This is a genomic window from Chloroflexota bacterium (assembly GCA_009840625.1).
In the GTDB taxonomy this organism is placed as follows: Bacteria; Chloroflexota; UBA11872; order UBA11872; family VXNJ01; genus VXNJ01.
Genome location: VXNJ01000016.1, coordinates 1 through 25,236, shown reverse-complemented (window position 1 = coordinate 25,236; position 25,236 = coordinate 1). Strand labels below are relative to the sequence as shown.

Here is a 25,236-nt window from a genome sequence, read left to right as displayed (position 1 = left end):
CCGCCGCGGCGGTCCGGAGCCCGTGTCAGCGGGCCACGTGCATGGGCATGATCACCTGGCAATAGGTCGGATCGGCGTCGGCGGCGAAGAGCCCGGGATTGGTTGAGCCGGAAAGCCTGATTTCGATCGCATCGGATTCAACCAGCGCGACCATGTCGCTGAGGAATTTCGAGTTGAAAGCGATCACCGAGTTTTCGCCCTCGATGCTGGCGTTGATCCGCTCCTCGTGATTCCCCACCTCGGCCGAATTTGACGAGACCAGCAAACCCCCTGGCTCCTCGGTTTCGAGCTGGATGACGCGCGATCCGGTCCGGGCAAATATCGACGCGAGCCGGGTGGCCATTTCCAGATTGCCGCGCGGGACGATCACCCGGGTCGTATGCTCCTGCGGGATGAGCGATTCGAAATTGGGGTACTGTTCTTCGATCAGGTTGGAAATCAGGGTGACCGATCCGATGTCGAACTGAATGTGCGAACGCGAATCGGCAATCTTGATCGAGACCTCGTCGGGATGGGAACCCAGGATTCGTGAAAGCTCCTGCAGGGACCCCTGCGGGACTACCACTTCCACGTTGTCGGTCACGCCGGTGTCGCAATCCAGGCGCTTGACCGCCAGCCGATAACCGTCGGCCGCGGCCAAAACCAGTTCGTCGGGCCGAATCGAGATGCAGACTCCCGCCAGCACCGGTCGCGAAGTGTCGCCGCAGCAGCTCACCGTCACGTCGATCATCCGTTTGAGCAGCGCGGGGTCGACGCTCAGAATGGGATCGGCGGCAACTTCGGGCAAGGGCGGGAACTCCTCCGAATCGATCCCTTTGAAAGCCGAGTCCGACCGTTCCGCCACGATCTTGAGTTCAAGCCGTTCGGCATCGGTTTCGAGATCGATGGGTCCGGGCGGCAGCGAGCTGATGTATTCGACCAGCAGGCGGGCCGGCACCGTGATCGAGCCGGCGACATCGACCTGGCAATCGAGCGATTCCGTGACCGCCATCTCGGTGTTGGTGCCAACCAGCCGCAATCGGCCGTCGCCGGCGGTAAGCAGAACGTTGGCCAGTACCGGCAGCGATGGACGACCCGCGACCGCGCGCGACACCGTGCCCAGCGCCCTGGCCAGCAGGTCTTGGGCGCAATTGATCTTCAATTGACCGTCCGTCATCTTGGCTGAGGTGGAGCCAATTATTACCCGACCCTTAAGACTCCGCCGGGGAGTGACTACACCCCTAGTCCGGCCAAATAAAATCGATCTCGCCTTGCCCAAGTAAAGTCCTGGCATTGTCCGTCCAAACCTCGCGCCGCCCCTCGCTTGCCCCGCTCCGAATATTGCTGGCGGAGGATGAGACGATCATCCGCCTGGATCTTCGTGAACGGCTCGAAAACCTCGGGCACCGGATCGTTGCCGATGTCGCCGACGGCCAGACGGCCGTGAATCTGGCCCGCGAGATGCGGCCGGACGTGGTCGTGATGGACATCAAGATGCCCTGCCTGGACGGGATCGCCGCCGCCGAGCAGCTCACCCGCGGGGCGGTCGCCCCGGTGGTGCTGGTTACCGCGTTCTCCGACCGCGAACTGGTTGAGCAGGCGATCGGCGCCGGCGTAATGGCCTACGTGCTCAAGCCGATCCGCGACAACGATCTGATGCCGGCGATCGGAGTGGCGGTATCCCGATTCCGCGAGTACCGCTTGCTGGTCAAAGAAGTCGACGACCTCAACGAACGCTTGGAAACTCGCAAGCTGATCGAGCGCGCCAAAGGGTTGCTGATGAGCAAGCATTCGATCACCGAACAGGACGCATTCCAGCGCATACAGCGGCTCAGCATGGACCGGCGTATCCCGATGAAACAGGTAGCCAAGGCGCTGCTGCTGGCCGAAAACCTGTAGGCGCGGCGGACCAAAACCCGTCCGCGGAGCGTTCACCAGAGCCATGCCGATTTGGCGACGAGCTCAAATCGCCTTGACGGGCCGACCGGCCCTGTTGACGGTCCTGGGATTCAGCCTGGCCCTGGTGCTGTTTTACCGGCGTTTCCTGTTCGAAGGCCTGGTGCCCGGGAGCTACGACTTCCAGAACTACGCCTTCGCCAATCTCGCCCACCTCTACCAGGCGTTGGGCGAGGGCCGGCTGCCGCTGTGGGACCCCTACCGGTTCGTAGGCGTCCCGTTTCTGGCCAATCCCCAGGCGGGGGTGTTTTACCCGGCAAACCTGGCCCTCGCCTGGCTGGAACCGGTGTACGCGTTGACCGCCACGGTGCTGATCCACTCGTGGATCGCCGGGATCGGAATGGTCGCATTCGCCCGTTCCAGCCTGCGCTGTGGCTGGGTCGGGTCGCTGGTGGCCGGACTGGCGTTCGCCTTCGGCGGTTACATGGCGGCCCGGATCGGACTGCCCAACCAGCTGGCGGTCATCGCGTGGCTGCCCTGGGTATTGCTGGTCGGCGACCGCCTGGTCGAACGGCCGCGGGTCCTCGGGACCGGGATCCTCGCGCTGCTGCTGGCGCTGCAGTATCTGGGTGGCCACTTCCAGGCCCAGTACATTTCGCTGGCTCTGTGCGGACTTTACCTGGCCGCGCGAATGTTCCGGATTTCGTTCGTTTCCGGCGCCGAGGTCATCCCGAGGTTGGCGCGGTCACTTGCCGGGCTCGCGGCCGCCGCCGCGCTGGGGATCGGCCTGAGCGCTGTTCAAATCCTGCCGACGCTGGGTCTGCGCGAACTCTCGCTGCGGCAGGAAGCGCTGCCCATCTGGCACCAGAACGCTTTCGCCTTGCCAAAGTCGGCCATCGGGCAAGCCCTGCTGCCCTCCTTCGTCGAACGCGGCCTGAGCGAGGAGTTCCTGGGCTACGTCGGCTTGCTGGCGCTTTGGCTGGCGGGCCTGGCGCTGCTTGATAGGACCCGTCGGTTCGAGGCCTTCGTCCTGCTGGGGTTGGCGATCCTCGGGGGATGGATCGCATTGGGCACGGCAACTCCGCTGTTTGGTCTGCTATCCGATCATCAGCCCGGATTCGACCTGTTCCGGGTCCCGGCCCGCTGGCTGCTACTTACTTGTTTCGGTCTGGCCGCGCTGGCCGCCATCGGGACCGACTACGCGACCAACCTGGCGCAGACCCGGTGGTATCCCGCCGCCGGGCGGGCGCTCGCCACGACCGGCGCGGTCGGCGCCAGCGCGGCGTTCACCAGCTGGGGTCTAGGGTGGTCCTCCGATCTTCAACTGGCGGCCTGGCTGGCCGGCGGAGCGGTGGCGTTTCTGGTGCTGCGCTACTGCGCCTACGGCGGTCTGCCCGGATCGATCGTATTGCCCGGATTCCTGATCCTGGAACTGATCCTGGCCCAGCACGCGCTCGATGCCAACAAACTGGCCACGCCGCCGCGGGCCTATCTCGAGCCCGGCCCGGTCGCCGCCCGACTGGAGAGCGGAGCCGGCGCCCCGCGCGTGCTTTCGGTGGCCGACACGTTCTATCAGGTTGAGGCGCGCCGCTTCTACCAGGAAGGGCATCTGGAATACGGGCACTACGGGGCGGCCGTGCTGGAGGCTTTTGCTTCAACCGTCAAATACCGCGATTCGCTTTCGCCCAACCAATCCTCGGCGCTGCGCGTACCGAGTCCCGACGGCTACGGCGGGGGCCTGTTGCCGCTGCGCCGCTACGTTGCTTTTCGCGACCTGCAACTCCCGGCCCGGCCCGGCGCCGAGGATTCCCGCCTGCAGCACGAGTTCGTGATCCGCGAACGGTTTCCCGACGAAGGATTCCTGCGTTCGCTGGGAACCGGCACGGTGATTGCCGACAACTGGTCGGACTTGAGCGCCGATCTCGGCTACCGCTCCCCATTGCGGCTCAATGTCGATACGTCCGCCGCGTTGCCGGTCGGCGGGCAACTGGTCCTTTCGCTGGACGAACCAGTCAAAGCCGATGCGGTCGCCCTTGCGATCGAGGGCCGTCATGCCGGCCCGATAGCGTCACTCTACGCCACGTCCAGCGATGGCTCCGAACGCGCGCTGGGGTACTTTGCTTCCGAAGTGGGCCCTGTCCAGACCTTCGCGCTGGCCGAACCCGGAGAGATCCGCTCGCTGCGGCTCAAGGCGGATGCCGCGCTGGAGCTAACCGCGGTAAGCCTGCTCGATGGAAGTCGCGTCCATGCTATCCCCCTGGCCGGCATCATCGCGCAGCCCGACGGACTCGCCTACGGTCCGGCATTCGATCTTGAGGAGATTGGATCGGTGCGGATTTACCGAATGCGCGATCCGGCCAATCTGGTGGAATTACGCGGGGGGCCGACCGGACCGGTAAGTTCCGGGGCGGCGGTCCTGAACGCTTCGACGCCGGAGCGCATGGAGGTGTTGGTTGACGACCCTGGCGGCGGATTGCTGGTCGCGCGGCAAAGTCACTATCCCGGTTGGCAGGTCCTGGTCGACGGGATCGAAGCGCCGCTCCTGATGGTGGACTCGCTGTATCTGGGCGTGCAGGTCCCGCCGGGCCGGCACCGCGTAGTGTTCGAGTACGAGGAACCGCGTTTAGATGCGGGGGCCGCGATCAGCGTCGCCTCTGCGCTGGCGGTTGGCGCCCTCCTGATCCTTGGTTTGGTGCGCCGGCGGAGGCCGGATTGAGCGGGCTTCGGATCGGCATGCTGGCGCCGGTGCCGCTGACGTCCACTGGGACGACCGCCGCGCGAGTGCTGCCGATGGCGCGGGCCCTGGCCGCCGCCGGGCACAGCGTCGATGTGCACGTGCCCGCGTATATGGGCACGGAATCTGACCAGGCGAACCCGAAGCTCGCCGGTCTCGCAACCGTCGGGCCCTGCCGCTGGCCGCTGATCGGCAGCTGGCTTACCGGACTGGCGTTGGCCCTGGTCGGGGCTTGGCGGCTGAGCCGCGGCGCCTACGACGTCGTCCACCTATTCCGGCCGACCGGCGCGACCGGCTTCGCCGCCGCGCTGCTTTGGATCCTGCGTCCGGGCCCGGCGGTGGTCCTGGACGCGGATGCCTACGAGGGTGCCGCCGCTATGTCGCCGCTGGAATTTCCTTCGATTGTTCGCCGCTGGTGGGCCGACCTGCAGGAGCATACCTACCGGCGAACCAACGACGCTTTCACCGCCGCCAGCGGGTTCCTGCTGCGCCGCGGCGGCCAAAACCGGCTGCAGGCCCAGATCCCGAATTTCGCGGACCCGGTCCGGCACCGGAATTGGTCCCGGCCGGGGCTGCGCAATCAGGGGCGCGCGGCGCTGGGGATCCCGGACAGGTCGCCGGCTGTGCTCATCTACACCCGGTTCGCCGAATATCCCATCGATTCATACGCCGAGCTGGTGGAAGCCATCCGGGATATGGTTCCGGCAGCGGTGGTCATGGTCCTGGGGGACGGCGACCGCGGTGAGGCCGAGCGGCTTCACAAGGCTCTCGTCCGCAAGGGCCTCGAGCAGGGCGTTTTGCAATTGGGCTGGACCGACGCCGATCTGTTGCCGGCCATCCTGGCCAGTTGCGACGCCGCCTGCATGCCGGCGCTGGACACCGTAGCCAACGCCGCCGCCTGTCCGGTCCGCTACGTCGACCTGCTAACCGCCGGTCTGCCGATCGTTGCCCACAACGTCGGCGAGGCCTCGACCTACGTCATGCCGGGCCGCAACGGTCGGCTGTTGCCGGCGGGCGGCAGCGCCCGCAGCATGGCCCGCGCGTTGCGGGAGCTGCTGCTGCGGCCGCGTGACCGAGACCTGGACTATTACTCGCGAATGCGAATCGAGGGCGATCTGGCCCCTATAAATGCCGCCCGGAGCCTGGAGAGGATCTACGCCCGGGCTATCGCGCTCCGCCGACCCGCCCACAACTGACAAGCGCCTTCGCCGCGGGCCCGAACGTTCGCGAGACCCTACCGGTCAGGCGGCCTCGGCCTCGGGATCCGGGGCGGCGGCCTCGGGATCCGGGGCGGCAGTCTCGGCCTCGGGATCCGGGTCGGGCTCCGGCTCAGGTTCCGGCTCGATCGGGCGCGCCGTCAGGGTCAGCGTCACCACCACCGGTTCCACCGAAACGACCTGGATTCCGGCCGGCGCCCGCACCGTCGGGGTGAGGATGTGGACTCCCTCCACGGTCGGGCCCTCAATCTCGATCCAGGTTGCCACGTCGCGTGGCGTCAGTCCGAACACGCGTTGGCTTGGCCCCTCCAGCACGATGGTTGCCACCGCCGGGGAAATGGTGGACACGTAGTCGTCGGGCCGTTCGAACTCGATCGCGTCCGCCAGCGCCACTACCGAATCGATCGGGGTCACGTTGACGTTGATCTCATAGTCCTGCTCGGGCAGGGCGAGTTCGACCCCGGCCGGCACGACGAGGCGTCCGGGGAACGTCCCGGCCTCGCGTTGCCCGCGCAGAACGACCGGCTCAGTCCTGACTTCATTGACCACGGCAACCGCCGCCGCGGTGCCCTTGATCTCCACCGAGAACGGCGTGACGCTGGTCTCGGACAGGGCAAATCCGGGCGCTGGACTGCCGGCGGTTTCGACCTTTACCGGCACCGTCTTGTGGACCGCGATCTCGCGAACTGGCAGCACGACGACAAACAGGCTCGGATCCAGGGTAACGTCGTCGACCTCGGCTCCATTTATGTCGAAAGCCCTGGCTCGCAGCTGCAGGCCCTGCGTGCGGTTGAGGCCCTCGGCGACGACCGTGGCAGCGATCCGGGTTACCCTGCTAACCGCCGGTTCCGGGCCGGAAATGATCACCGTCGCCGGTTCCAGGCGCAAGTCCTCGAGCACGAGTTCGTAGCCGATTTCGGGCGTGACCTCGAAGTCGAGTTCGATTTGACGCTGCTCGTTTCGCAGCGACACCAGCGTCACCGGCAGGGCGGCCGGCAAGACTTCCACGATCTCGATCGAGTCTGGCCCCGAGAGGACCAGGTCGACGGCGATGAGGTGGTTGCCGGGACCCACGCCGGCCAGCGGGAGGGTGGCGCGGAAATTGCGGACGCTGATCTCGCCAAGATCGTCGCGCAACCCCTGCAGCAGCACATCGACCGGTAGGGGATCCAGGGTGGAGACCAGTCCGGGATCCAACCCCTGCAGGTCTACCGGGATGTTGTCGACCGCGTGATTGGTCACGCGCGGGTTTTGCTCGAGGGTCACCCCGATCCAGACCGCGATGCCGAATACGATCGCGGCCCAGATGCGCCAGTTGCCGCCCGGTCGCACCAGGCGCCGCAGGCGCAGCCCCAGTCTGCGACGGCGCCGGGACCGGCGAAGCCGGCGGTACCTATCCCTGATTACGCACCAACCAGGACCGCGGCCGCAGCCAGCGACGACGACGTGTCGTCCGGGAAGGGATCAGTATGGCCCGCAGGCGCCGGCGAAGCTGTTCTTCGGTCAGGTGCTGGGCGATCCGGCCGTCGGCGGCCAGCGAAATCGCACCGGTCTCCTCGGACACGACCACCGCCACGGCATCGGTCTGTTCGGTGATCCCCATCGCCGCGCGGTGACGCGAACCCAGGTGCCGGGTGGAGGAGGTTTCAGTAGACATCGGCAACATCGATCCCGCCGAAACGACCGTGCGACCGTGGATGATCACCGCCAGATCGTGCAGTTCGGAGTTCGGGAAGAATATCGACAGCAATATCTGCGCCGAGACGCGGCCGTTGATCATGCAACCGGCACCTGAAAAGTCGGCCAGGCCGACGTCGCGCTCAATCACGATCAATGCGCCCCACGAACGCCGCGACAGTTCGGCGGAAGCGCGCGAAATTGCGGCAATCGTCTCCTCGTCCTCCCAGGCCCCCATGTTCAGGGCCAGCCCCAGGGTCGTGCTACTGCGCCCGAGCCGCTCGAGCACCCGGCGGATCTCGGGCGCGAAAACCACTGCCAGGACGAGGATCAGGGACGGAGCCACGCCGGCCAGCCAGGTCGTGAGCGGGAACTGGAAGATGAACCCGAAAACGAACAGCAGCACGACCAGCACGAGAACCCCGCGCAGCAGGATGTCGGCCAGGGTGTTCTGGAAGACGGAGAGTCCCACGTAAACCACCGCGGCCACGATCACAATCTGGATCGCGGCGAAAAACGAGAATTCGCCGGCCAAGTAGGTTATCTGGTCAATCATGGACCGGCCGCGCCTCGTTCATCGGGTAAATACGTCCAGCCCGGCCAGGGCCGATTCGCCCCGGACCAGATGGACCAGCAGCGACTTTTGGGCATGCAAGCGGTTCTCAGCCTGCTGGAACACGACCGACTGGGGTCCGTCCAGGACCGAGTCGGTAACCTCCTCGCCGCGGTGTGCGGGCAGGCAGTGCATGAATATGGCGTCGCCGTCGGCCACGGCCATCAAATCCGGGTCAACCTGATAGGGCGCGAATACCCGGCGACGCGCATCTGTCTCTGCTTCTAGCCCCATCGAAATCCAGGCATCGGTATATACGACTTTCGCACCGGCGACCGCCTCACGGGGCGATGGGGTTATCCGCACGCTGCCGCCGCCTCCGCGGGCCGCGTCGACAATCTCGTCCAACGGCTCGTAGCCGTCCGGGCAGGCCAGGCGCAGGTCGATCCCGGTCAGCGGCGCGGTTTCGACCAGCGAATTGGCGACGTTGAACCCGTCACCGACGTAGGCGACCGGCAGGCCGTCCAGGCTGCCGAAACACTCGCGTATCGTCTGCAAATCGGCCAGCGCCTGGCAGGGGTGGGATCGGTCGGAGAGGCCGTTGATGATCGGCGCCTGGCAGGAATCGGCCAGTTGCGGAAGCGTATCGTGCTCGAATACCCGGGCCATGACCGCGTCGATCCAGCGTTCCAGGTTGTGCCCAATATCGGCGATCGACTCGCGTACCCCCATCTGCATGTGCTCCTGGCCCAGGTCGATGCATACTCCGCCGAGATGGGTCATCCCGACCTGGAACGTGGTGCGCGTCCGGAGCGATGGCTTTTCGAATATCAGGGCCAACGAACGAGATTCCAGCAGGCGGTGGGGAATCTGGCTGGCGAGCGCGCGCTTGAGCAGATCGGCCCCGGCCAGGAGCGATTCCAATTGCCGACGCGAGAGGTCGGCAATATCGATGAAGTCAACGCCTTTGAGGCTGGAGGCGTCATTCATTTGGCAAAAGCACCCCGAGATTTTGCCGATTTGGCGGCAAGCTGGCTATGTTCATATTGGGGGTTACATACCACGGTTGATGACACCCCATGGTCTGCCCGCCCCAATCTTCTCCGATCGACGCCCGGTATCCAAATCGCGAGTGAAATGCTGACGCCGATGGTCTGCAACGGAACCGGCCATGTGAATTGACCCCTTTTTGAAGTTCGTCTACCAACCACCTGTCACAGGGGATATACTTTACGCCTTTATAACGGCACCGATGCAACTCCGATACAACGACAATGCCTAAGGCCATGCGGACCATCTACCAACGCGGCTACGTCTCACGCCGGGGCTGCGATCGACTCAATCAGGTCCTTGGAGCATGCGCAGAGCTATACAACGCCGAGTTGGAAACCTGGCGCGAACAGTACAAGCAAGCCGGCGGGAGCGATTCGCTGTTCGACCGCTTCAAGGCCTTCACTCTTTTTCGCAACGCCGATGAATTTTGGCGGAACATGTCCGTGCACGTTGGTCGCGGCGTACTGCACCGTGCCGATCGGGCCAAGGGATCGTTCTATCGAAGGACAAAGCGAGGCGAGAATCCCGGTTACCCGCGATTCAAACCGCGCAACCGCTTCCGCACCATCCAGTTGGAGCAGGTAACCCCGGCAATGGTCGGACCTGACCGCCGTGGTTATGTGGTGCGGGCAAAAGGCCTGCCAGTCATAAGGCTCCGGACCAAACGAGAACTGCCGCCGTCGGAAGAACTCAAGTCCCTCCGCATCACCTTCAAGGGCCGCCGCGTCGGTGTAAGTCTTGTCTACGCGGTCGATTTGGAACCACTGCCCCACAGCCCTTCTCGGGTCGGGCTGGACATGGGAGTGATGTCACGTATTACTACTAGCGACGGAGAGAAGATCGAGCGGCGCAGACCGGACCGCGAACAGATCGCCCGCAAGCAGCGCCGGATGACTGCGTGCAAGAAAAACAGCCGCCGTTATCGCAAGCGCCGCCGGATCCTGGCCAACGCGCACGCCAAATCTAGGGTCAGGGATCGCGGCCGGTGTCACGAGATCACCACCAACCTCGTGCGGCGCCACGGCTTCATCGCCCTGGAAGACTTATCGGTGCGGCAAATGATCAAATCGGGCGGGGCGAGAAAGACCGGGCTCAATCGATCGATCAATGAACAATCCTGGCGACGGATCAGAGATCAGCTTGTCTACAAGGCCGCAAGCGCCGGCAGAAAGTTAGCGTTCGTCGACCCTAGGGACACCTCGCAGCTCTGCTCGGATTGCGGAGCGAGAGCGAAAAAGAGCTTAAAGGAGCGGATGCACAGTTGCGGTTGCGGCCTTGTGCTGGATCGGGACCACAACGCGGCAATCAACATCCTGAAAAAAGCTCTCGGGGGCGGGACTATTCCCCCGGCCGTCGGTGAGACGGCGTGAATATATGCCGGTCGGCATTGTCGACTCGGGCATATAAGTCCCTTTTCCTGATGTGGTTGCCTACCGCGATGGATCCGAGCGTCTGGGATTGACCGACCTGTTAGTTGAAATCCCGCCCTGGGTATACCTGGGAACGGTCATGGGTATTGCGGTATCGTTGCTCTTCTATGCCGCGATCGGGCACCGCGAACGATCGCCGTTCTGGTATCCGCCGTTCGGACTGGCCGGATTCTTCGCCGGTAACTGGATCGGCAACAGCCTGGGCCTGACTCTCCTGCAACTGGGCGACGTCCAGGCTGCGGCGGCGCTTGCCGGGGCTTTGCTGGCGCTGGTGTTGCTGCATCTGGTAATCGCCTGAAAGCGGTCCCGGCGGGGGTTGCCCCGATTGGCTAATCTTGGGTTTGACGGACATCCCCGTCGGCTGGACACTTCCGAAAGCTGCAAGGAACAATGCGGAAATTCCTGCTTTCGCTCACGGTGGCGCTGGTCGTCGGCGCCCTCTACCGGATTCTGCGCCACCAGTCGCCATCGACTCTGCACCCGCAGGCGGGCCCGCGCTAGTTAGCCGCCCCGGCCGGCCCGCAGGCGGGCCGTTCGCCAGCAGCAGCGCATCCGATTACGGTTAGAGCTGAGCAATGACCTTCCCGGCAGACCAGGTTCGGGCCCTTTTCCTGGACTTCTTCGCCGATCGCGACCACCTGATCCTGCCCAGCTCGTCGCTGGTCCCGGTTGACGACCCCAGCGTTCTCTTCACCTCGGCCGGCATGCAGCAGTTCAAGCCCTACTACTCGGGCGCGGTCAAGGCCCCGCATCCCCGGATCGCCACCGCCCAGAAGTGCTTTAGAACTTCCGACATCGAATCGGTCGGCGACGCCTCGCATCTGACGCTTTTCGAAATGCTGGGCAACTTCACGTTCGGTGACTACTTCAAGCGCGAATCGATCATCTGGGCTTACGAATTGCTGACCAGGGGTCTGGGTCTGGACCCCGAACAGATCTGGGTCACCTGCTTTGCCGGAGAGGGCAATCTGCCGCGCGACGAGGAATCGTACCTGATCTGGCGCGACGAGATCGGCATTCCGGAGGAGCGGATCGAATTCCACGGCCGCGCCGAGAACTTCTGGGGACCGACCGGCGACAGCGGCCCTTGCGGTCCGGACAGCGAGATCCACTACCGGTTGCGTCCGCCTCCGCCTGGAGTGGCCGAGACCGGTACCGCCAGCGACGACGACCGGTTCCTGGAACTCTGGAACCTAGTTTTCAATCAGTTTGAACAGCAGGTCGACGGCACCCTGGCCGACCTCGCCGCGCCGGGGGTCGACACCGGGGCCGGGTTCGAACGCTGGGTCGTACTTATGCAGGGCAAGAACTCGGTCTACGAGACCGATCTGTACGCCGACATAGTCGCCGTCGCCGCCGACATATTGCGACCCGACACCGGCGATCTCGAACAATTGCGGGCCCTGCGGACAGTCGCCGAACATGGCCGGGCGCTGGCCTTTCTGATCGGCGACGGGGTACTGCCGTCAAACGACGGGCGCGGATTCGTACTGCGCCGGCTCTTGCGGCGGGCGGTGGGCGCGGCTCGCCAGTTCGGAGTCACCGAACCGTTGATGGCCAGCGTGAGCGAAGCCGCGATCGAGGCTATGCAGGCCGCTTATCCGGAAGTAGGACGGCGCCGTTCAGAAATCCTGGCGGTCGTGAGCGAGGAAGAGGAACGGTTCCAGGCGACCCTGCGTCACGCGATCGGCTATCTCGACCGCCGCGTGGTGGGCGAATCGGGGATCAACCAGATCGAGGGCCGCCAGGCGTTCTGGCTGCACGACACCCTGGGACTCACGATCGAAAACTTGAAAGTGGCTGCCGCCGCGCGCGGACTTAGCGTCGACGAGCCCGGGTTCGAGACGGCCATGGAAGAGCAACGCCGCCGCTCGCGGCGTGCCGCGCGCGCCGAAAAGCGCCTCCCGCAGGGGCCGGGGCCGAGCAAATTCTGCGGCTACGAGAGCGAAACGCTGGAATCGACGCGGCTGCAGGCGATATTCGCCGGCGGGGAATCCGTCGACTCGCTTGGATCCGGAGAGGATTGCCTGTTGGTTCTGGCCGCGACTCCCTTCTATGCCGAATCGGGCGGCCAGGTGGGCGATTCCGGCGCGCTGTCCTGGGAATCCGGCCGCGCCCGTGTGAACGACACCCAACAAAGCGCCGACGGGACCATATTCCATTTCGCCAAAATCACGTCCGGTACCCTGCGCAGCGGACAAGAACTGTCCGCCGCGGTAGACGTCGACCGGCGCGCCGCGATCCGCCGCAACCACACCGCGACCCACCTGCTGCACGCCGCCCTGCGGTCCGAGCTGGGCGACCACGCCCGCCAGGCCGGCTCGCTGGTCGCGCCCGACCATCTGCGGTTCGATTTCAATCATTCCGCCGCCCTGGCCCCGGAGCAACTGATCAACATCGAGCGGTCGGTGAACCGGCAGGCCCTGGCCGCGATCGCGGTCAGCACCGAGCAGACCGTGGTTCAGGAGGCGGTGGCCCGCGGGGCGATGGCGCTTTTTGGGGAAAAGTACGGCGAGCAGGTTCGACTGGTGAGCATAGGCGACCGGTCGCTGGAGCTGTGTGGCGGCACCCACCTTGAGAACACCGCCCAGATGGGACTTTTCCACATAACCGCGCAGGAGAACATCGGATCGGGATTGCGCCGGATCGAGGCGGTGACCGGCGAGGCTGCCGCCGAACGACTCCGCGGCAACGCCGATGAGCTGGAGGCTGCCGCGCGCCTGCTCGAGAGCAGCGTCGGCGAGGTCGTGGACCGGACCGGGCGCCTGTTGGAGGAGCAGGCCGGTTTGCAGCGCGAGCTGGCCCGCCTGCGAGAGGCGCACGCGAACTCGGTAGCCGCCCGCCTGCTGGAGCAGAATCCGCCCGCGGCCGGGGGAATCCGGGTATTGGGCCTGCAGGTGGTTACCGACGGGCTTGCTTCGCTGGCCGACGTATCGCAGGCCCTGAAGTCCCAGCTCGGAGCCGACTTCGCCTTCGTCCTGGCCGGCGAATCCGGCGGCCGTGCCCAAGTGCTGGCCTCCGCCTCGCGATCGGCGCTTGAAGCCGGGGTCGATTCGGCGGGAGCGGTCCGGGTCGCCGCGGCCTGCCTCGGCGGCGGCGGCGGGGGCAACCCGGCCCAGGCCCGCGGTGGAGGTCCGGACGGCGAGAAAACCGGAGCCGCCATCGCTGCTGGCCTCGAGGAGCTGCGCCGGCAGTTGGGCCGCGATCGGAACTAGGCGCGGGGCGGTGGCCGCGAATAGCGCGGGGCGGCCCCGGATTGCGATTGCGGCCGGCACAGACCCGGACGCGGCGCTCGCCCGGGTGGCGGCGGATCGGCCGGCGACCCTGGTTCTGGGCTCCTGGGGCAGTCCACTGGCCGACCCGGCCGGGATAAAGCGACTGGCCGCGCTGACCAATTCGGCCGGAATCGATCTGTTAGTCGAGAGCGCCGACGCGAAAGTCCTGGAGCTGGCGCGGCGCGAGGGGCTGGCCACGCGGCCCCGGGTTCCGGTCCGCTGGCGGCTGCTGGCTCCGCTCGGACGCAGCTACGCCCTTCTGACCGGCTCGGGCCCCTACTGGGACCGCTCCCGCGCCGAACTGCTGCTGGGCGGACCGATGCTGGCGGTCGCGATTCTTCTCGCCTTGGCGGCGGCCTGGCTGCTGCTGTTGTTCCCCAGCGCGCGCGTCGAGATCGAAGTCGAGCAGCTGGACCGGCGGCTTGATCTGACGGCATTTGCCAATCCGAGCTTCAGCGACGTGAATGCGCGCCAGCGCCTGCTGCCGGGGCGGATCATCACGACCCGCGTTAGCGGTTCGACGACCCGTTTCGGTAGCGGTCGGCGCCCGGTCGGGGTGGAGCCGGCCCGCGGCGCGGTGCAGGTGTTGAACCTGACCGAACAGATCTTGCAGATACCCGCCGGGACCGTGCTGGCATCCGACGACGGCCGGCGCTACATCCTGACCAGCGAATTCGCCCTGCCTACCCAGGCGCAGTTGCAGGCGCTGGGCGACGGCGCGGAACCCGCGCCGGATTCTGAACCGCCGGACGGAGAGACCGGTCCGGGCGAGGAACCGGTCGCCGAGACCGCGCTGGAAAGAGCCCTGGCCGGAATCGTGGTCGTTGAAACCTATCGGGAGTCCCCGGACGACCTGGGCCAGCTTGCGGCGATCGCCGATGTCGGAGCGATGCGGGTGGCGATCGAGGCCGAACGGGCCGGGGCCGGGTCGAATCTGGCCGCCGGTACATCGCTGCGGGCGATCGGCCCCTACGGTGCCCTTTTGCAACTGACCCTGCAAGAACCGTTATCCGGCGGCGTTGACCGCCAGGAGGATTTCGTAACCGAAGCGGAACGCGAGGCGGCCCTCCAGGAACTGCAGGCCCGACTGCGCGCCCAGGCCGAGGCCGAACTCTCGGCGCAGCTGGTGACCGGGGATTACGGCCAGGTGCTGCCCGAATCCGAGCTGCGGCCGGCTTACACGACACGTTATCTGACGATCCGGGATCCCGCGGGCGGGGTCTCGTTCGAATACCAGGTCGAATTGGAACTCCAGGCCACCGTGTTCCGGCGCTCCGACCTGGAAGAGCTGGCGCAACTGGAATTGACCGGGGCACGGCTCGATCCCGTCCCCTACCGGATGCTGCCGGGTACCCTGCAGCTGAACGAACCGCGCCTTTCGGTCACGCTGGGCAACACCGTGGCGGTCCAATACGAGGCGGCCGCGCGGATCGAGCGCCTGATTGACCCGCGCACGGTTCGCGAGCAAATCGCGGGGTTGAGTTTTGACGAAGCCTTCGCATACGTAAATTCGATCGACGGGGTCGCCCGCTCCGATCTGCGAATCTGGTCGCCGTTCGGGGACGCGGTGACCTGGCTGACTCCCCGGATCGAGGTCGACATTGCCGCCGACGGCTAACCCGCAGGTGATAGTCGCGCTCGACGTTTCCGGGCGCCGGATCGGTGTGGCGCGGTGCGATCCGACCGGTACCCTGGTTTCCCCGCAGGGAGTGATCGACCGCCGCAGCAGCCAGGGCGGCAGGCGCCGGCTGGACCGCATCCTGGACGAGCAGGCCGCCGACCTGATTCTGGTCGGGTTGCCGCTGGGCCGCGACGGCCGACCGACCGTCCAGTCGGAACGTGTTCGCAGCCAGGCGCGGCAGTTGCTTGCCGGGCGTCCCGAGAGGATTGAATTCTTCGACGAGAGCTACACCACCGCCGAGGCGAATCATCGCTTCGCCTCCGACGCCGACGACGCCCACGCGGCGGCGGTGATGCTGGAGCACTACCTGATGGCCCGCGAAGGGGACCGGGGATGAGTGCGCGATCGCTGCAAATCGTGGCATTGAGCCTGATCGCTGCAGCCCTGGTTGCATATCTTGCCTATTCGGCCGCCAGCCTGCTTACCCGCCCTCCCGCCGCGCGCACCGATTCGTCGGTCCTTTTCACCGTCCAGCCGGGCGATACCCTCAGCGAGATCGCCGCCCGTCTGCAGGAGGAAGACCTGATCATTTCCGATCTCGTATTCCGGCTTGCGCTGGAACGGCGCGGATCGGTGCACAGCCTCCAGCCGGGTCAGTACGTTCTGCGTCCCAGCATGAGCATGGATCAAGTCATCGACGAACTGCAGCGTGGCCAGGTGGCCGATCGGGTAGTGACCGTTATCGAAGGCTGGCGCGGCGAGCAGGTCGCTGAACAGCTCGAGGCTCTAGGGGCTTTTTCGGGCGCCGACTTCCTGGAAATAATCGGCTCCGGGCCGGACCAGTTCCCGCATGATTTCCTGCCCGATCTGGCTACCGCAAACACGCTCGAAGGGTACCTGTTCCCGGACACCTACTTTGTAGGCGCCCAAACCACGCCGCGTGAATTCGTGCGGGCGATGCTGGACCGGTTCGGCCAGGTATACGGCGCCCAGGAGCGTCAGGCGGCCGCCGCGGCCGGACTTTCCGACCACGAGGTGGTGATCCTGGCATCGATCGTCGAGCGCGAGGCCCAGCTGGAGGACGAACGGGCGGTGATCGCCAGCGTGTACCTGAACCGTCTGGAACAAGGAATGCCGCTGCAGGCTGATCCGACGGTACAGTTCGCAGTCTCCGACGGTGCCGAGCTGGGATGGTGGAAAGATCCGCTGACGCTCGCCGACCTGCAGTCCGATTCGCCCTACAACACCTACCGGCACCCGGGATTGCCGCCGGGGCCAATCGCCAATCCCGGAGCCGCCTCGATTAGGGCGGTGCTGGAGCCGGCCGAGACCGAATACCTGTTCTTCGTGGCCCGCGGCGACGGTTCGCACGCCTTCTCCGAAACTTACGAGGAACACCAACAAAACGTCGCCAGATTCCAGTCCGGGTGAATGCCGATGCCGAGCACTGATGCGCGCTGCCAATTAATCGCGGAGAGAATTCGCGAACTTGGCCTCGACGGGTTGCTGGTCACGACCGCGCCCAACCGCCGGTACCTTTCGGGATTCTCCGGTTCGGCCGGAACGCTGCTGGTTACCGGTGGGCGACGCGAGCTGTTCACCGATGGACGCTACACGGTCCAGTCGGCACAGCAAACGCAAGGTTTCGGAATCCACATCGCCAGCGCCAATCCGGTTCTGCGGGCGGTCGAATTCGCGCGCGACAACGAGATCAGGAGGGTCGGGTTCGACGACGCCGACGTCTCGGTAAACCTGTTCCGGCGCCTTGAGGCGATCCAAGGCGTCGAACTGACGGCGGCCGGCGGGCTGATCGAAGAACTAAGACTGACCAAAGACGAGAACGAACTGGCGCTGATGCGCCGCGCGATCAAGATCGCCGACGAGGTAATGGCCCTCGCCGAGGAATCGATCAAACCGGGCGTTACCGAGCGATCGGTGGCGGCCAAGATCAATGCCGCCTTCCTGGAGGCCGGCGCCGACGGTCCCGGGTTCGATACGATCGTGGCCGGCGGCCGCAATTCGGCCCGTCCGCACCATTGGCCCTCGAACTATGCGATCGCTCCCGGCGACCCGGTCGTCGTGGATATGGGGGCGCTGGTCGACGGATATCACTCCGACATAACCCGCACGTTTTGCGCCGGCGGGCGGACTCCCGGATTCATGGTGGTCTACGACATAGTTCTGGCCGCCAATCGCGCCGGGATCCGGGCCGCCGCCGCCGGGACTGCGTGCGCCGCAGTCGACGCGAGCGCGCGCGCGGTCATTGAATCGGCCGGTTTCGCCGAATATTTCGACCACGGCCTGGGGCACGGCGTGGGACTTGAGATTCACGAGGGTCCTCGCCTGGCGCCGGGGTCCGAGGCGGTCCTTGAATCGGGCATGGTTCACTCGATTGAACCCGGAATATACTTGCCCGATTGGGGCGGAATCCGCATCGAGGACCTGGTGCTGGTGAACGCCGAGCATCCGCAGACTCTGTCCCAATACCCCCGCTGAGGGATCCCCGAACTAGAGAGATCAGCCCATGCTTTCTTCCAACGACGTTCGCGCGGGCATGATCCTTAGCCTGGACGGCGAGCGCCAGCAGGTCGTTGACGCGCGCCACCAGAAAATCGGCCGCGGCGGCGCCAAGCTGAACGTGCGGCTGCGCAATCTGGCCACCGGCGCCACGACCGACCGTTCATTCCCGGCCACGCGCCGCTTCGAGCGGGTCCGCACCAGCACCCGCAAGGCCCAGTTCCTCTATTCGGATTCCTCGGGGCACCACTTCCTGGACATGGAGAGTTTCGAGGAGCTGGTACTCAGCGACGAACTGCTCGGCGGCGGCAAGGATTTCCTGGTCGCGGAGTTGATCATCGAACTCATGGCCGACGGCGGCGACATCCTCTCCAGCCAGTTTCCGCCGACCGTTGAATGCGCGGTCGTGCAGACCGATCCCGGCCATCGCGGCGACACCGCCACGGGAGTGACCAAACCTGCCTTGCTCGACACCGGCCTTACGGTTCAGGTGCCGCTGTTTATCACCACCGGCGAAACCATCGTCGTCTCCACCACCAGCGGGCAGTACCTGGAACGGGCGCGGCGATGAACTCCAACGTTCGCCGCTCGGACTGGAACCGTCTGCTCGACGAAGCGTTGCCCGCCATCCTTGAGTCGGTCGCCGGGACCGACGTGGAGGAAGTGACCCTGACGTCCGCGGACGCCTCGGTCAGGGTCCGCTTGCAGGCCGACCCGGTACCCGACCAGGGACAGTCCGTTCAGGCCGCGGCCGAAGCCGACGGGGCGGCGGTGACGGTAGTCCTCTCGCGCAACGTCGGGGTGTTTCGGCGCGGCGAGGACGCCGAGGGTGAATCGGCCGCGGTAATCGGATCGCAGATCGAGGCCGGTCAGACGATCGGGTTCATAGATACGCTCGACCACTACCACCCGATCGGAGCGGTGAAAGCGGGCGAATTGCTCGGCTTCCTGGTCGAGGACGGGGCTCCGGTCGAATACGGCCAGGAACTGGCTCGGATTCTGCCGCGCTGACTATTGAATTCGCGAGTTAGCCGGCGCGGCTGAGCACGCGAGTCCGCAGGCGGGTCAGGCGCCCGGCCAGGCTTTCATCCCAAACGACCAGCAGCTGCGAGGCGGTAAAGATCGACGAATAGGTACCGACCACTATTCCGATCAGCAGCGCGAGGATGAACTCGCGGATGGTTGGACCGCCAAGCAGCAGCAGGGCCACCAGTACGAATATCGCCGTGATCGAAGTGTTCAACGACCGGTCCAGGGTCTGGTTCAGGGAGAAGTTGACAATGCGCGCGAAGCCGGCTCCCCGATACCGGGCCTGGTTCTCGCGGATCCGGTCAAAGACGACGATCGTGTCGTGCACCGAAAAACCGGCCACCGTCAGGGCGGCGGTCACGAACATCGAATCGACCTGCAGGCCCATGACCTGACCCAGCACGGCGAAGGTTCCGAGGAGGATGAGGACGTCGTGAACCAGGGTAAGAACCGCGATCAGGCCATAGCGGAATGAGTTTTCGATGCTGCGGAAGCTCCAAGTCAGGTACAGCAGAATCGCGATCGAGGCGCCGGCGACCGCCAGGGCCGCGTTGCGGGTCAGTTCGGCGCCGATCACCGGCCCCACGAAATCGAACGAAATCAGTTCGAATGCCGGGTAGGCGCGGGACAGGATTTCTTCCATCCGGTCCTTTTCGGCGTCGGTGAGTTCGGCGGTCCGGATCAGGTAGGTCGAACCGTCGGAGGCCTGCACCTCTGCGCCGGGAATCTGTGCGTCCAGCAACGCATCTTCGATCGCGTCGCGTTCCCCTTCAACACCCAGTTCAACCCGGGCCAGGCTGCCGGAGGTAAAGTCGATCCCCAGATTTACGCCGACCGCCAGCAGCAGCGCCAGCGAAACGAGCACCAGCCCCGCCGAAATGGCCAGCAGCAGGCGGCGTGGGGCGATCAGCGGGATCATCTGGTTTTCAGGCCCCTCCGCGATCGGGGGTCTTGACCCCGAACAGGTCGGCCGGATTCCAGGCGCGGGCGCGGACCAGCAGCAGCAGGATCGTCCGCGATACCGAGATCGCCGAGAACATCGAGACCAGCACCCCGATTCCCAGGGTCAGGGCGAATCCCTTCACCAATCCGGTCCCGAAGTACCAGAGAACCGTGCAGGTGATCAGGGTGGCGATGTTGGAATCGCGGATCGAGGTCCACGCGCGGCGGAAGCCGATATGAATCGAACGGTTCAGCGAAACCCCGTTGCGCAATTCCTCGCGGGTCCGCTCGAAGATCAGGATGTTGGCGTCGACCGCCATGCCGATGGAGAGTATGAATCCGGCGATTCCGGCCAGGGTGAGCGTGACCGGGATCAGCTTGAAAATCGCAAATACCAGCAGGGCGTAGATCGCCAGGGCCAGCGCCGCCACCACCCCGGGCAGCCGGTAGTAGGCAATCATGAAAATCGCCACCATCACGAACCCGACCAGTCCGGCACGGACGCTCTTGTCCAATGACTCGGCGCCGAGAGTGGGCCCGACCGTTATGTTGCGGATGACCTCGAGGGGTACCGGCAGGGCGCCGTAGCGCAGCTGGATAACGACGTTGCGGGCTTCCTGGAGGCTGTCGAAGCCCTCGATCACCCCGCGATTCTCAATCCGGTCGTTGATGACCGCCGAATTGATCACGATGCCGTCAACCAGGATCGAAAGGAACTGGCCGATATGGGTGCCGGTGTAGGCGCCGAATTTCTCGGCCCCGGCATCGTTGAGTTCGAACTGGACGATACCGTTGCCGATCTCGTCGTAAACCAAATCGGCGTCCAACAGGTCAGGCCCGGAAATCACCAGCTCGTAGGCGCCGGCCTCAACGTCGACGAATGAACCCACCGGCAGCGACTGCAGTTCGGTGCCGATGACGTCCAGGCGACCGGTCTGCTTGAAAAGGGCGATAGCCTCGTCGGGGTCCTCGATTCCGGGCAGCTCGACGATTACCCGGTCGGATCCCTCCAACTGGACCTGCGGCTCGGCCACACCGAGGGCGTTGACGCGGTTCTCAAGAATCTGGCGAACCGCCTCCATCGCGTCCTCGTCTACGACCTGGCCGTCGACCGGATTGGCCTGGAACGCCACGTGCAGTCCGCCCTGCAGGTCAAGCCCCTGGCGGAATTCGAGCTGGCTGAGGTCCCGGCCCGCCACCGTGATGCCGAACCCCGGAGTACCGGGCAGGTCCACGTAGATGGCGAAGGCGACAAGGGCTGCAATGCTGGCCGCCAGGACGATTAAGCGTCTGCGCAAGGGCTCGGAACGGGGAAATGGGGAATTATTTGTCGGGCGGCCGTTTTCTTGGCCCAGTGGGCATTATCTGATAAGGATTGGGGCCGGGCGAGGAAGGTTGGCAAATCCCCCTAATGGCGGACATCGCATTCCGGGACCGGGCCGATGCCGGCGCGCGATTGGGAAATCGCCTGCTGGCCGAGGGATTGGGGCGGTCGGGACTGTTCGGCATCCTGCGCGGCGGACTGGTGGTGGCCCACCATGCCGCGCTGATTACCGGCGTCCAGGTGCGGGCGGTCGCGGCGAGCAAGCTGCGCGCCCCCACCCAACCGGAATTGGCCATCGGCGCGGTAACCGCCGAGGGTCCGACCTATCTTGACCAAGTCGCGATCGAGCACCTCAAGATCAGTACTCGATATCTGGAGGAGGAGATCTTGGAGCGACGCCGCAAGGCCGCCGCCAGTCAAGCCCGGTTCGGCCGAATCGAGGCCGACCACTTGCCGGAAATAGCGGTGGTGGTGGACGACGGCCTGGCCACCGGCGCGACCGCGATTGCCGCCGGCCGCCTGCTGCGCGAACTGGGGGCGGCTCGGCTGGTTGTGGCGGCGCCGGTGGCGCCGCGAGCGACGCTGCAGAAGCTCGCAAGTGGCGAATTCGATGACGCCGTCTGCCTGCACGCGCCGAAGCGGTTTTGGGCGGTAGGCCAATTCTTCGTCCGATTTGAGGCCGTTTCAGAAGCACAATTGGGGGAACTGGAGCGCTCCACCGGAACGGGTCGTCTGCCGACTTCCGGTGACTGCGATCAGATCCCGGGCTGCGGCACGGATCAGGGAGATAGCGGCTTATGAAATTTGGAAGCGGAGACCACTGTTTTGAACTCGTTGAGGGTTGGCCGCAGCGCCCCGACGACCTGCAGTTGGGCTGGATCGGCGGAATCGGAGTCACCAGCAGCGGGCGCGTTTACGTTTACAACCGCGGTGATTTTCCGATGGCCGTGTTCGATGCCGAGAGCGGCGCCTTCATCGAGACCTGGGACGAACCGCGGATGGTGCACGCTCACGCGGTCTGGGTTGATGACGACGACCGGCTCTGGCTGACCGATCAGAAGGCGCACGTGATCTGGATCTGCGATGAAAAGGGAAACATCCTCGACCACATCGGTAACGAGGGTCAGAAAGGGTCCGTCGATGGAGCGCCGTTCAACGAACCGACCGATATCGCGCTGGCCGGGGATGTTGGGTTCTTCGTCTCCGACGGTTACGGCAACAGCCACATCCACCATCTGGCGCCGGACTATTCGCTGGTAAAGACCTGGGGCGGACGGGGTGATGGTCCGGGCGTATTCAATCTGCCGCACTGCGTGCACTACGACACGCGCGGCCGGGTCTGGGTCGCCGACCGCGAAAACAACCGCGTCCAGTTGTTCGATACTGAAGGCAACTTCCTGGAATCGTGGACCGATCTGCTGCGACCGGCCGATTTCGTTACCGAAGGCGACGACCTGGTCTATGTCTGCGAATTAGGCGGGCGCCTGTCAGTGATGGACCTGGACGGGGGCATCGTCGAACGATTCAACCTGCCCGACCCGCGGGCTCCGCACGGCATCTGGCTCGATGCCGGCGGCAACCTCTACGTCTGTGAAGTGCAGGCCGACAACAAGCTGTACAAGCTGGCCCGCTGCTAGGGGTGCCGATAAACCCGGGTCGGGGACCGCGCCGGGGCCGCCACCAGTCCCAGGGGTTTTTGTCCTGCGGAAGCAAAGTCCTCGACCGCGGCCTGTAGCTGCCGCCGCCGGCTCTTTCCGTCGGCCACTGCCAGCAGCAAGACGTCGGCGGACCCGCACAGCGCGATCGCATCGGCTGCTCGTCCAAGATCAGCGGTGAGCAGAACCACCAGGCCTCCGGCGCGTCGCAGCCAGGCCGACAGGGCGGGGCTTGCGATCTGGTCCGGCGACAGCGTCCCGCCCAGGACCTCCAGCTCGCCGGGGCCGGGCCGCGGCGGCTCAGACTCAAGCGCGTGAGCTAGGCTGCCAAGCTGGCCGTCGCCGTAACCGGCAAGTCCCGTCGGGGCGGACGCGGCCTCGACCAGCAACGCGCCGTGGCCGGAATCGGCCAGGGCCTGGGCCAGGTGCCTGGCGACTGCGGCCGCGTCGGCCAGTGGGCCGGGGGCGGTCACCAGGATCACGCCGCTTTTCTCGGCCAACTGGGCCAGCACGCGGGCGCGGAGCGCAGCCAATTCGAATTCGAAGGTCAACTGCGTTGTCCGTCGAGTCGGGCCAGGACCTTGAGGCCTCCCGGCAGATCGGGGTCGCCGAGATGCAAGCGGTCGCGCCAGGCGATGCCGATGGATACCGCCAGCATCGATCCGAAAAGGCCAACCGCGCCGGCCAACGCCACCGTAATCGCCTTACGCAACAGGGTTAGTTGGTCAAGACCTGAATCCCAGTCGATCACGCTGGCGTAGGCGATTTCGCCGAATGCCGGCAGCAGGCTGTCCAGCTCCTGGGTGATCACCTCGGCGGCCGCCCGCGCAGCCTTTTCGGCGGTTGCACGATCGTCCGAGTAGACGAACATGTCCAGGCCGCGGTGGGTCCGGTCGGCCTGCAGCGATCCGGCCAGGTCGCCGGCATCAATGACCAGCTGGGATTCCCTGGCCAGGCGATCGGCGACCAGGCCCGCGAACGCTGCGCCGGTGACCAGTTGCTCGAGGTCGTCCATGACGTAGTTGATGGCCAGCGTGCGCGATATTTCCACCTGATAGGTGGGATCCTGTCCCGAGTCCGGTACCTTCAAGCTCACCAGGACCTGGGCGCGGCCCAGGTACGATTGACCGCTTATCGCGACCCAGGTCGACGCCAGGGCCAACAGCACCAGGGTGGCGGCAGCTATGGCGATCCAATTGCGCCGCCATCCGGCCCACAGCGTGTCAGCGTACACGGGATTCCTCGTATCTTGATCACGGGAAGTCCCGGGTGCGGTAGACCGTTGACTCCTCGGTCCGCGGAGACCGAAGTTAAGCGTGGTCGCCGCACCCGGTAACCCGCCGCTGCAATCCGAACAATTGCCCGGGGCCCCGTCGGGAGCCCGAATCTGCGAGGAAGGATCCAAGGCGGCGGGCAGTTACAGGGAGTCTATCTGTGAACACCCCCGTATACGTGGGCGTCGACGTCTCGTCCGAGCATCTCGACGCCGCCTTCGGGCCGCAGGGGCCGGTCCTCAGGTTCGCAAACACCGCCGCCGGGATCGGGAAGCTGGTCGCCCGCCTGGGCGAGCTCGAGATCGTCGTCGTCCTCATGGAGGCTACGGGCGGCTGGGAACAGCCGTTGGCCGAGGCGCTTTACAAAGCGTCCCTGCGGGTGGCGATCGTAAATCCCCGCCAGGTGCGCGACTACGCCCGCGCCATGGGAGTGCTGGCCAAGACCGACGCGGTCGACGCGAAGGTAATCGCCCGGTTCGCCGCCGCCGGACGCTACCAGCCCTGGAAAGCGCCCGATCCGGCGATCAAGGAACTGGCCGATCTGGCCGGCCGGCGCCTGCAGCTGGTCGCCCAGCGCACCGCCGAGCAGAACCGCCGCCGCCTGGTTGGTAGCCGGATTGTCCGCTCCGACATCGGCCGGGCCATTGCCGGTCTGGGGCGCCGCATCAAGCGCCTGGACAAAGAGATCGCCGGGCTGATTAACGCATCGCCCTACCTGGCAGCCCGCGCCGGCCTGATCGCCTCGGTGCCCGGCACCGGTCCGCAGCTGGTGGCGGTCCTCGCGGCCTATCTGCCCGAACTGGGCCAGGTGGGCAACAAGCAGGTCTGCGCACTGGTCGGGGTGGCTCCCTTCAGCCGCGACAGCGGCAAGTACTCGGGCAAAAGGTTCGTATGGGGCGGGCGCGCCCGGGTCCGTGCGGCGCTGTACATGGCAGCCCTGACCGCCTCGAAGCACAACCCGGCGATCAGGGCCTTCTACGACCGCCTGCTTAAGGCCGGCAAGCCCAAGAAGGACTCTCTACGGTTTGTCAAGTCCAATTTGGATGAGGCTGGAAAAGGG

At 65.5% G+C, this 25,236-nt stretch carries 23 protein-coding genes; 14 read left to right on the top strand and 9 right to left on the bottom strand.

Annotated elements, in window-relative coordinates; all coding sequences use genetic code 11:
* Window positions 1-25: 25 nt before the first annotated feature.
* Window positions 26-1,273 carry a DNA polymerase III subunit beta gene (gene dnaN / locus F4X41_09115; protein ID MYB17167.1) on the bottom strand — a complete coding sequence of 416 codons (1,248 nt, stop codon included), beginning with the start codon at window positions 1,271-1,273 and terminating at the stop codon, window positions 26-28.
* On the opposite strand from dnaN, the gene F4X41_09110 reads away from it, so the two are divergent.
* A complete protein-coding gene (locus tag F4X41_09110; protein ID MYB17166.1) occupies window positions 1,273-1,878 on the top strand; it encodes a response regulator in 606 nt (201 codons plus the stop codon). The two genes, dnaN and F4X41_09110, sit on opposite strands and share 1 nt — an antisense overlap.
* 1,283 nt (window positions 1,879-3,161) lie before the next feature.
* Here F4X41_09110 and F4X41_09105 read toward each other — a convergent pair.
* Entirely contained in the window at window positions 3,162-3,533 is a 372-nt protein-coding gene (locus F4X41_09105; GenBank protein MYB17165.1) for a hypothetical protein, read from the bottom strand.
* Between the two features lie 1,054 nt (window positions 3,534-4,587).
* Between F4X41_09105 and F4X41_09100 the strand changes: the two genes are divergently transcribed.
* Window positions 4,588-5,805, top strand: coding sequence for a glycosyltransferase family 4 protein (locus F4X41_09100; GenBank protein ID MYB17164.1), 1,218 nt, complete (start codon window positions 4,588-4,590; stop codon window positions 5,803-5,805).
* A 45-nt stretch (window positions 5,806-5,850) separates the two neighbouring features.
* Here the strand turns inward: F4X41_09100 and F4X41_09095 are convergent, their stop codons facing one another.
* The 3 genes from F4X41_09095 to argF form a co-directional block, all read right to left on the bottom strand.
* Window positions 5,851-7,158: a hypothetical protein gene (locus F4X41_09095; protein MYB17163.1), complete on the bottom strand. Its 1,308-nt coding sequence runs from the start codon at window positions 7,156-7,158 to the stop codon at window positions 5,851-5,853.
* Window positions 7,159-7,219: 61 nt separating this feature from the next.
* Window positions 7,220-8,059, bottom strand: a complete 840-nt coding sequence (locus tag F4X41_09090) for a TIGR00159 family protein (protein ID MYB17162.1) — start codon at window positions 8,057-8,059, stop codon at window positions 7,220-7,222.
* Window positions 8,060-8,077: 18 nt separating this feature from the next.
* Window positions 8,078-9,046, bottom strand: coding sequence for an ornithine carbamoyltransferase (argF, locus tag F4X41_09085; protein MYB17161.1), 969 nt, complete (start codon window positions 9,044-9,046; stop codon window positions 8,078-8,080).
* Window positions 9,047-9,330: 284 nt separating this feature from the next.
* Here argF and F4X41_09080 point away from each other — a divergent pair, with 284 nt between their 5' ends.
* The 9 genes from F4X41_09080 to F4X41_09040 all read left to right on the top strand — a co-directional run bounded on the left by F4X41_09080 (window position 9,331) and on the right by F4X41_09040 (window position 18,963).
* Window positions 9,331-10,479, top strand: coding sequence for an IS200/IS605 family element transposase accessory protein TnpB (locus F4X41_09080; GenBank protein MYB17160.1), 1,149 nt, complete (start codon window positions 9,331-9,333; stop codon window positions 10,477-10,479).
* Window positions 10,480-10,567: 88 nt separating this feature from the next.
* Window positions 10,568-10,837 (top strand): hypothetical protein, encoded by a 270-nt coding sequence (locus F4X41_09075; protein MYB17159.1) that lies wholly within the window; start codon window positions 10,568-10,570, stop codon window positions 10,835-10,837.
* A gap of 277 nt (window positions 10,838-11,114) precedes the next feature.
* The gene (gene alaS, locus F4X41_09070) at window positions 11,115-13,754 is read left to right on the top strand and encodes an alanine--tRNA ligase (protein ID MYB17158.1); all 2,640 of its coding nucleotides are present in this window, start codon (window positions 11,115-11,117) and stop codon (window positions 13,752-13,754) included.
* Between the two features lie 10 nt (window positions 13,755-13,764).
* Complete coding sequence (locus tag F4X41_09065) at window positions 13,765-15,432, top strand: hypothetical protein (protein MYB17157.1); 1,668 nt, start codon at window positions 13,765-13,767, stop codon at window positions 15,430-15,432.
* Window positions 15,416-15,832 (top strand): Holliday junction resolvase RuvX, encoded by a 417-nt coding sequence (gene ruvX / locus F4X41_09060; GenBank protein MYB17156.1) that lies wholly within the window; start codon window positions 15,416-15,418, stop codon window positions 15,830-15,832. The genes F4X41_09065 and ruvX overlap by 17 nt, the downstream gene beginning before the upstream one ends.
* A complete protein-coding gene (gene mltG / locus F4X41_09055) occupies window positions 15,829-16,866 on the top strand; it encodes an endolytic transglycosylase MltG (GenBank protein MYB17155.1) in 1,038 nt (345 codons plus the stop codon). Before ruvX ends, mltG begins: the two co-directional genes overlap by 4 nt.
* On the top strand, window positions 16,867-17,931 hold the full coding sequence (locus F4X41_09050; protein MYB17154.1) for an aminopeptidase P family protein: 1,065 nt from the start codon (window positions 16,867-16,869) through the stop codon (window positions 17,929-17,931).
* Between the two features lie 28 nt (window positions 17,932-17,959).
* Window positions 17,960-18,523, top strand: coding sequence for an elongation factor P (locus F4X41_09045; GenBank protein ID MYB17153.1), 564 nt, complete (start codon window positions 17,960-17,962; stop codon window positions 18,521-18,523).
* Entirely contained in the window at window positions 18,520-18,963 is a 444-nt protein-coding gene (locus F4X41_09040; GenBank protein ID MYB17152.1) for a hypothetical protein, read from the top strand. Before F4X41_09045 ends, F4X41_09040 begins: the two co-directional genes overlap by 4 nt.
* Before the next feature lie 16 nt (window positions 18,964-18,979).
* Here the strand turns inward: F4X41_09040 and secF are convergent, their stop codons facing one another.
* Together secF and secD are read right to left on the bottom strand one after the other, a co-directional pair.
* Window positions 18,980-19,900, bottom strand: a complete 921-nt coding sequence (secF, locus tag F4X41_09035; GenBank protein MYB17151.1) for a protein translocase subunit SecF — start codon at window positions 19,898-19,900, stop codon at window positions 18,980-18,982.
* A 7-nt stretch (window positions 19,901-19,907) separates the two neighbouring features.
* Complete coding sequence (secD, locus tag F4X41_09030) at window positions 19,908-21,221, bottom strand: protein translocase subunit SecD (protein ID MYB17150.1); 1,314 nt, start codon at window positions 21,219-21,221, stop codon at window positions 19,908-19,910.
* A gap of 113 nt (window positions 21,222-21,334) precedes the next feature.
* On the opposite strand from secD, the gene F4X41_09025 reads away from it, so the two are divergent.
* Together F4X41_09025 and F4X41_09020 are read left to right on the top strand one after the other, a co-directional pair.
* Window positions 21,335-22,048, top strand: a complete 714-nt coding sequence (locus F4X41_09025) for a phosphoribosyltransferase (GenBank protein ID MYB17149.1) — start codon at window positions 21,335-21,337, stop codon at window positions 22,046-22,048.
* A complete protein-coding gene (locus F4X41_09020; protein ID MYB17148.1) occupies window positions 22,045-22,884 on the top strand; it encodes a hypothetical protein in 840 nt (279 codons plus the stop codon). The genes F4X41_09025 and F4X41_09020 overlap by 4 nt, the downstream gene beginning before the upstream one ends.
* On the opposite strand, the gene F4X41_09015 is transcribed toward F4X41_09020, so the two are convergent.
* Window positions 22,881-23,435, bottom strand: coding sequence for a CpsD/CapB family tyrosine-protein kinase (locus F4X41_09015; GenBank protein MYB17147.1), 555 nt, complete (start codon window positions 23,433-23,435; stop codon window positions 22,881-22,883). The two genes, F4X41_09020 and F4X41_09015, sit on opposite strands and share 4 nt — an antisense overlap.
* A 14-nt stretch (window positions 23,436-23,449) precedes the next feature.
* Window positions 23,450-24,136: a hypothetical protein gene (locus F4X41_09010; GenBank protein ID MYB17146.1), complete on the bottom strand. Its 687-nt coding sequence runs from the start codon at window positions 24,134-24,136 to the stop codon at window positions 23,450-23,452.
* A 200-nt stretch (window positions 24,137-24,336) separates the two neighbouring features.
* Between F4X41_09010 and F4X41_09005 the strand changes: the two genes are divergently transcribed.
* Window positions 24,337-25,236 (top strand): IS110 family transposase (locus F4X41_09005; protein MYB17145.1); only part of this gene is annotated, 900 nt, incomplete at its 3' end.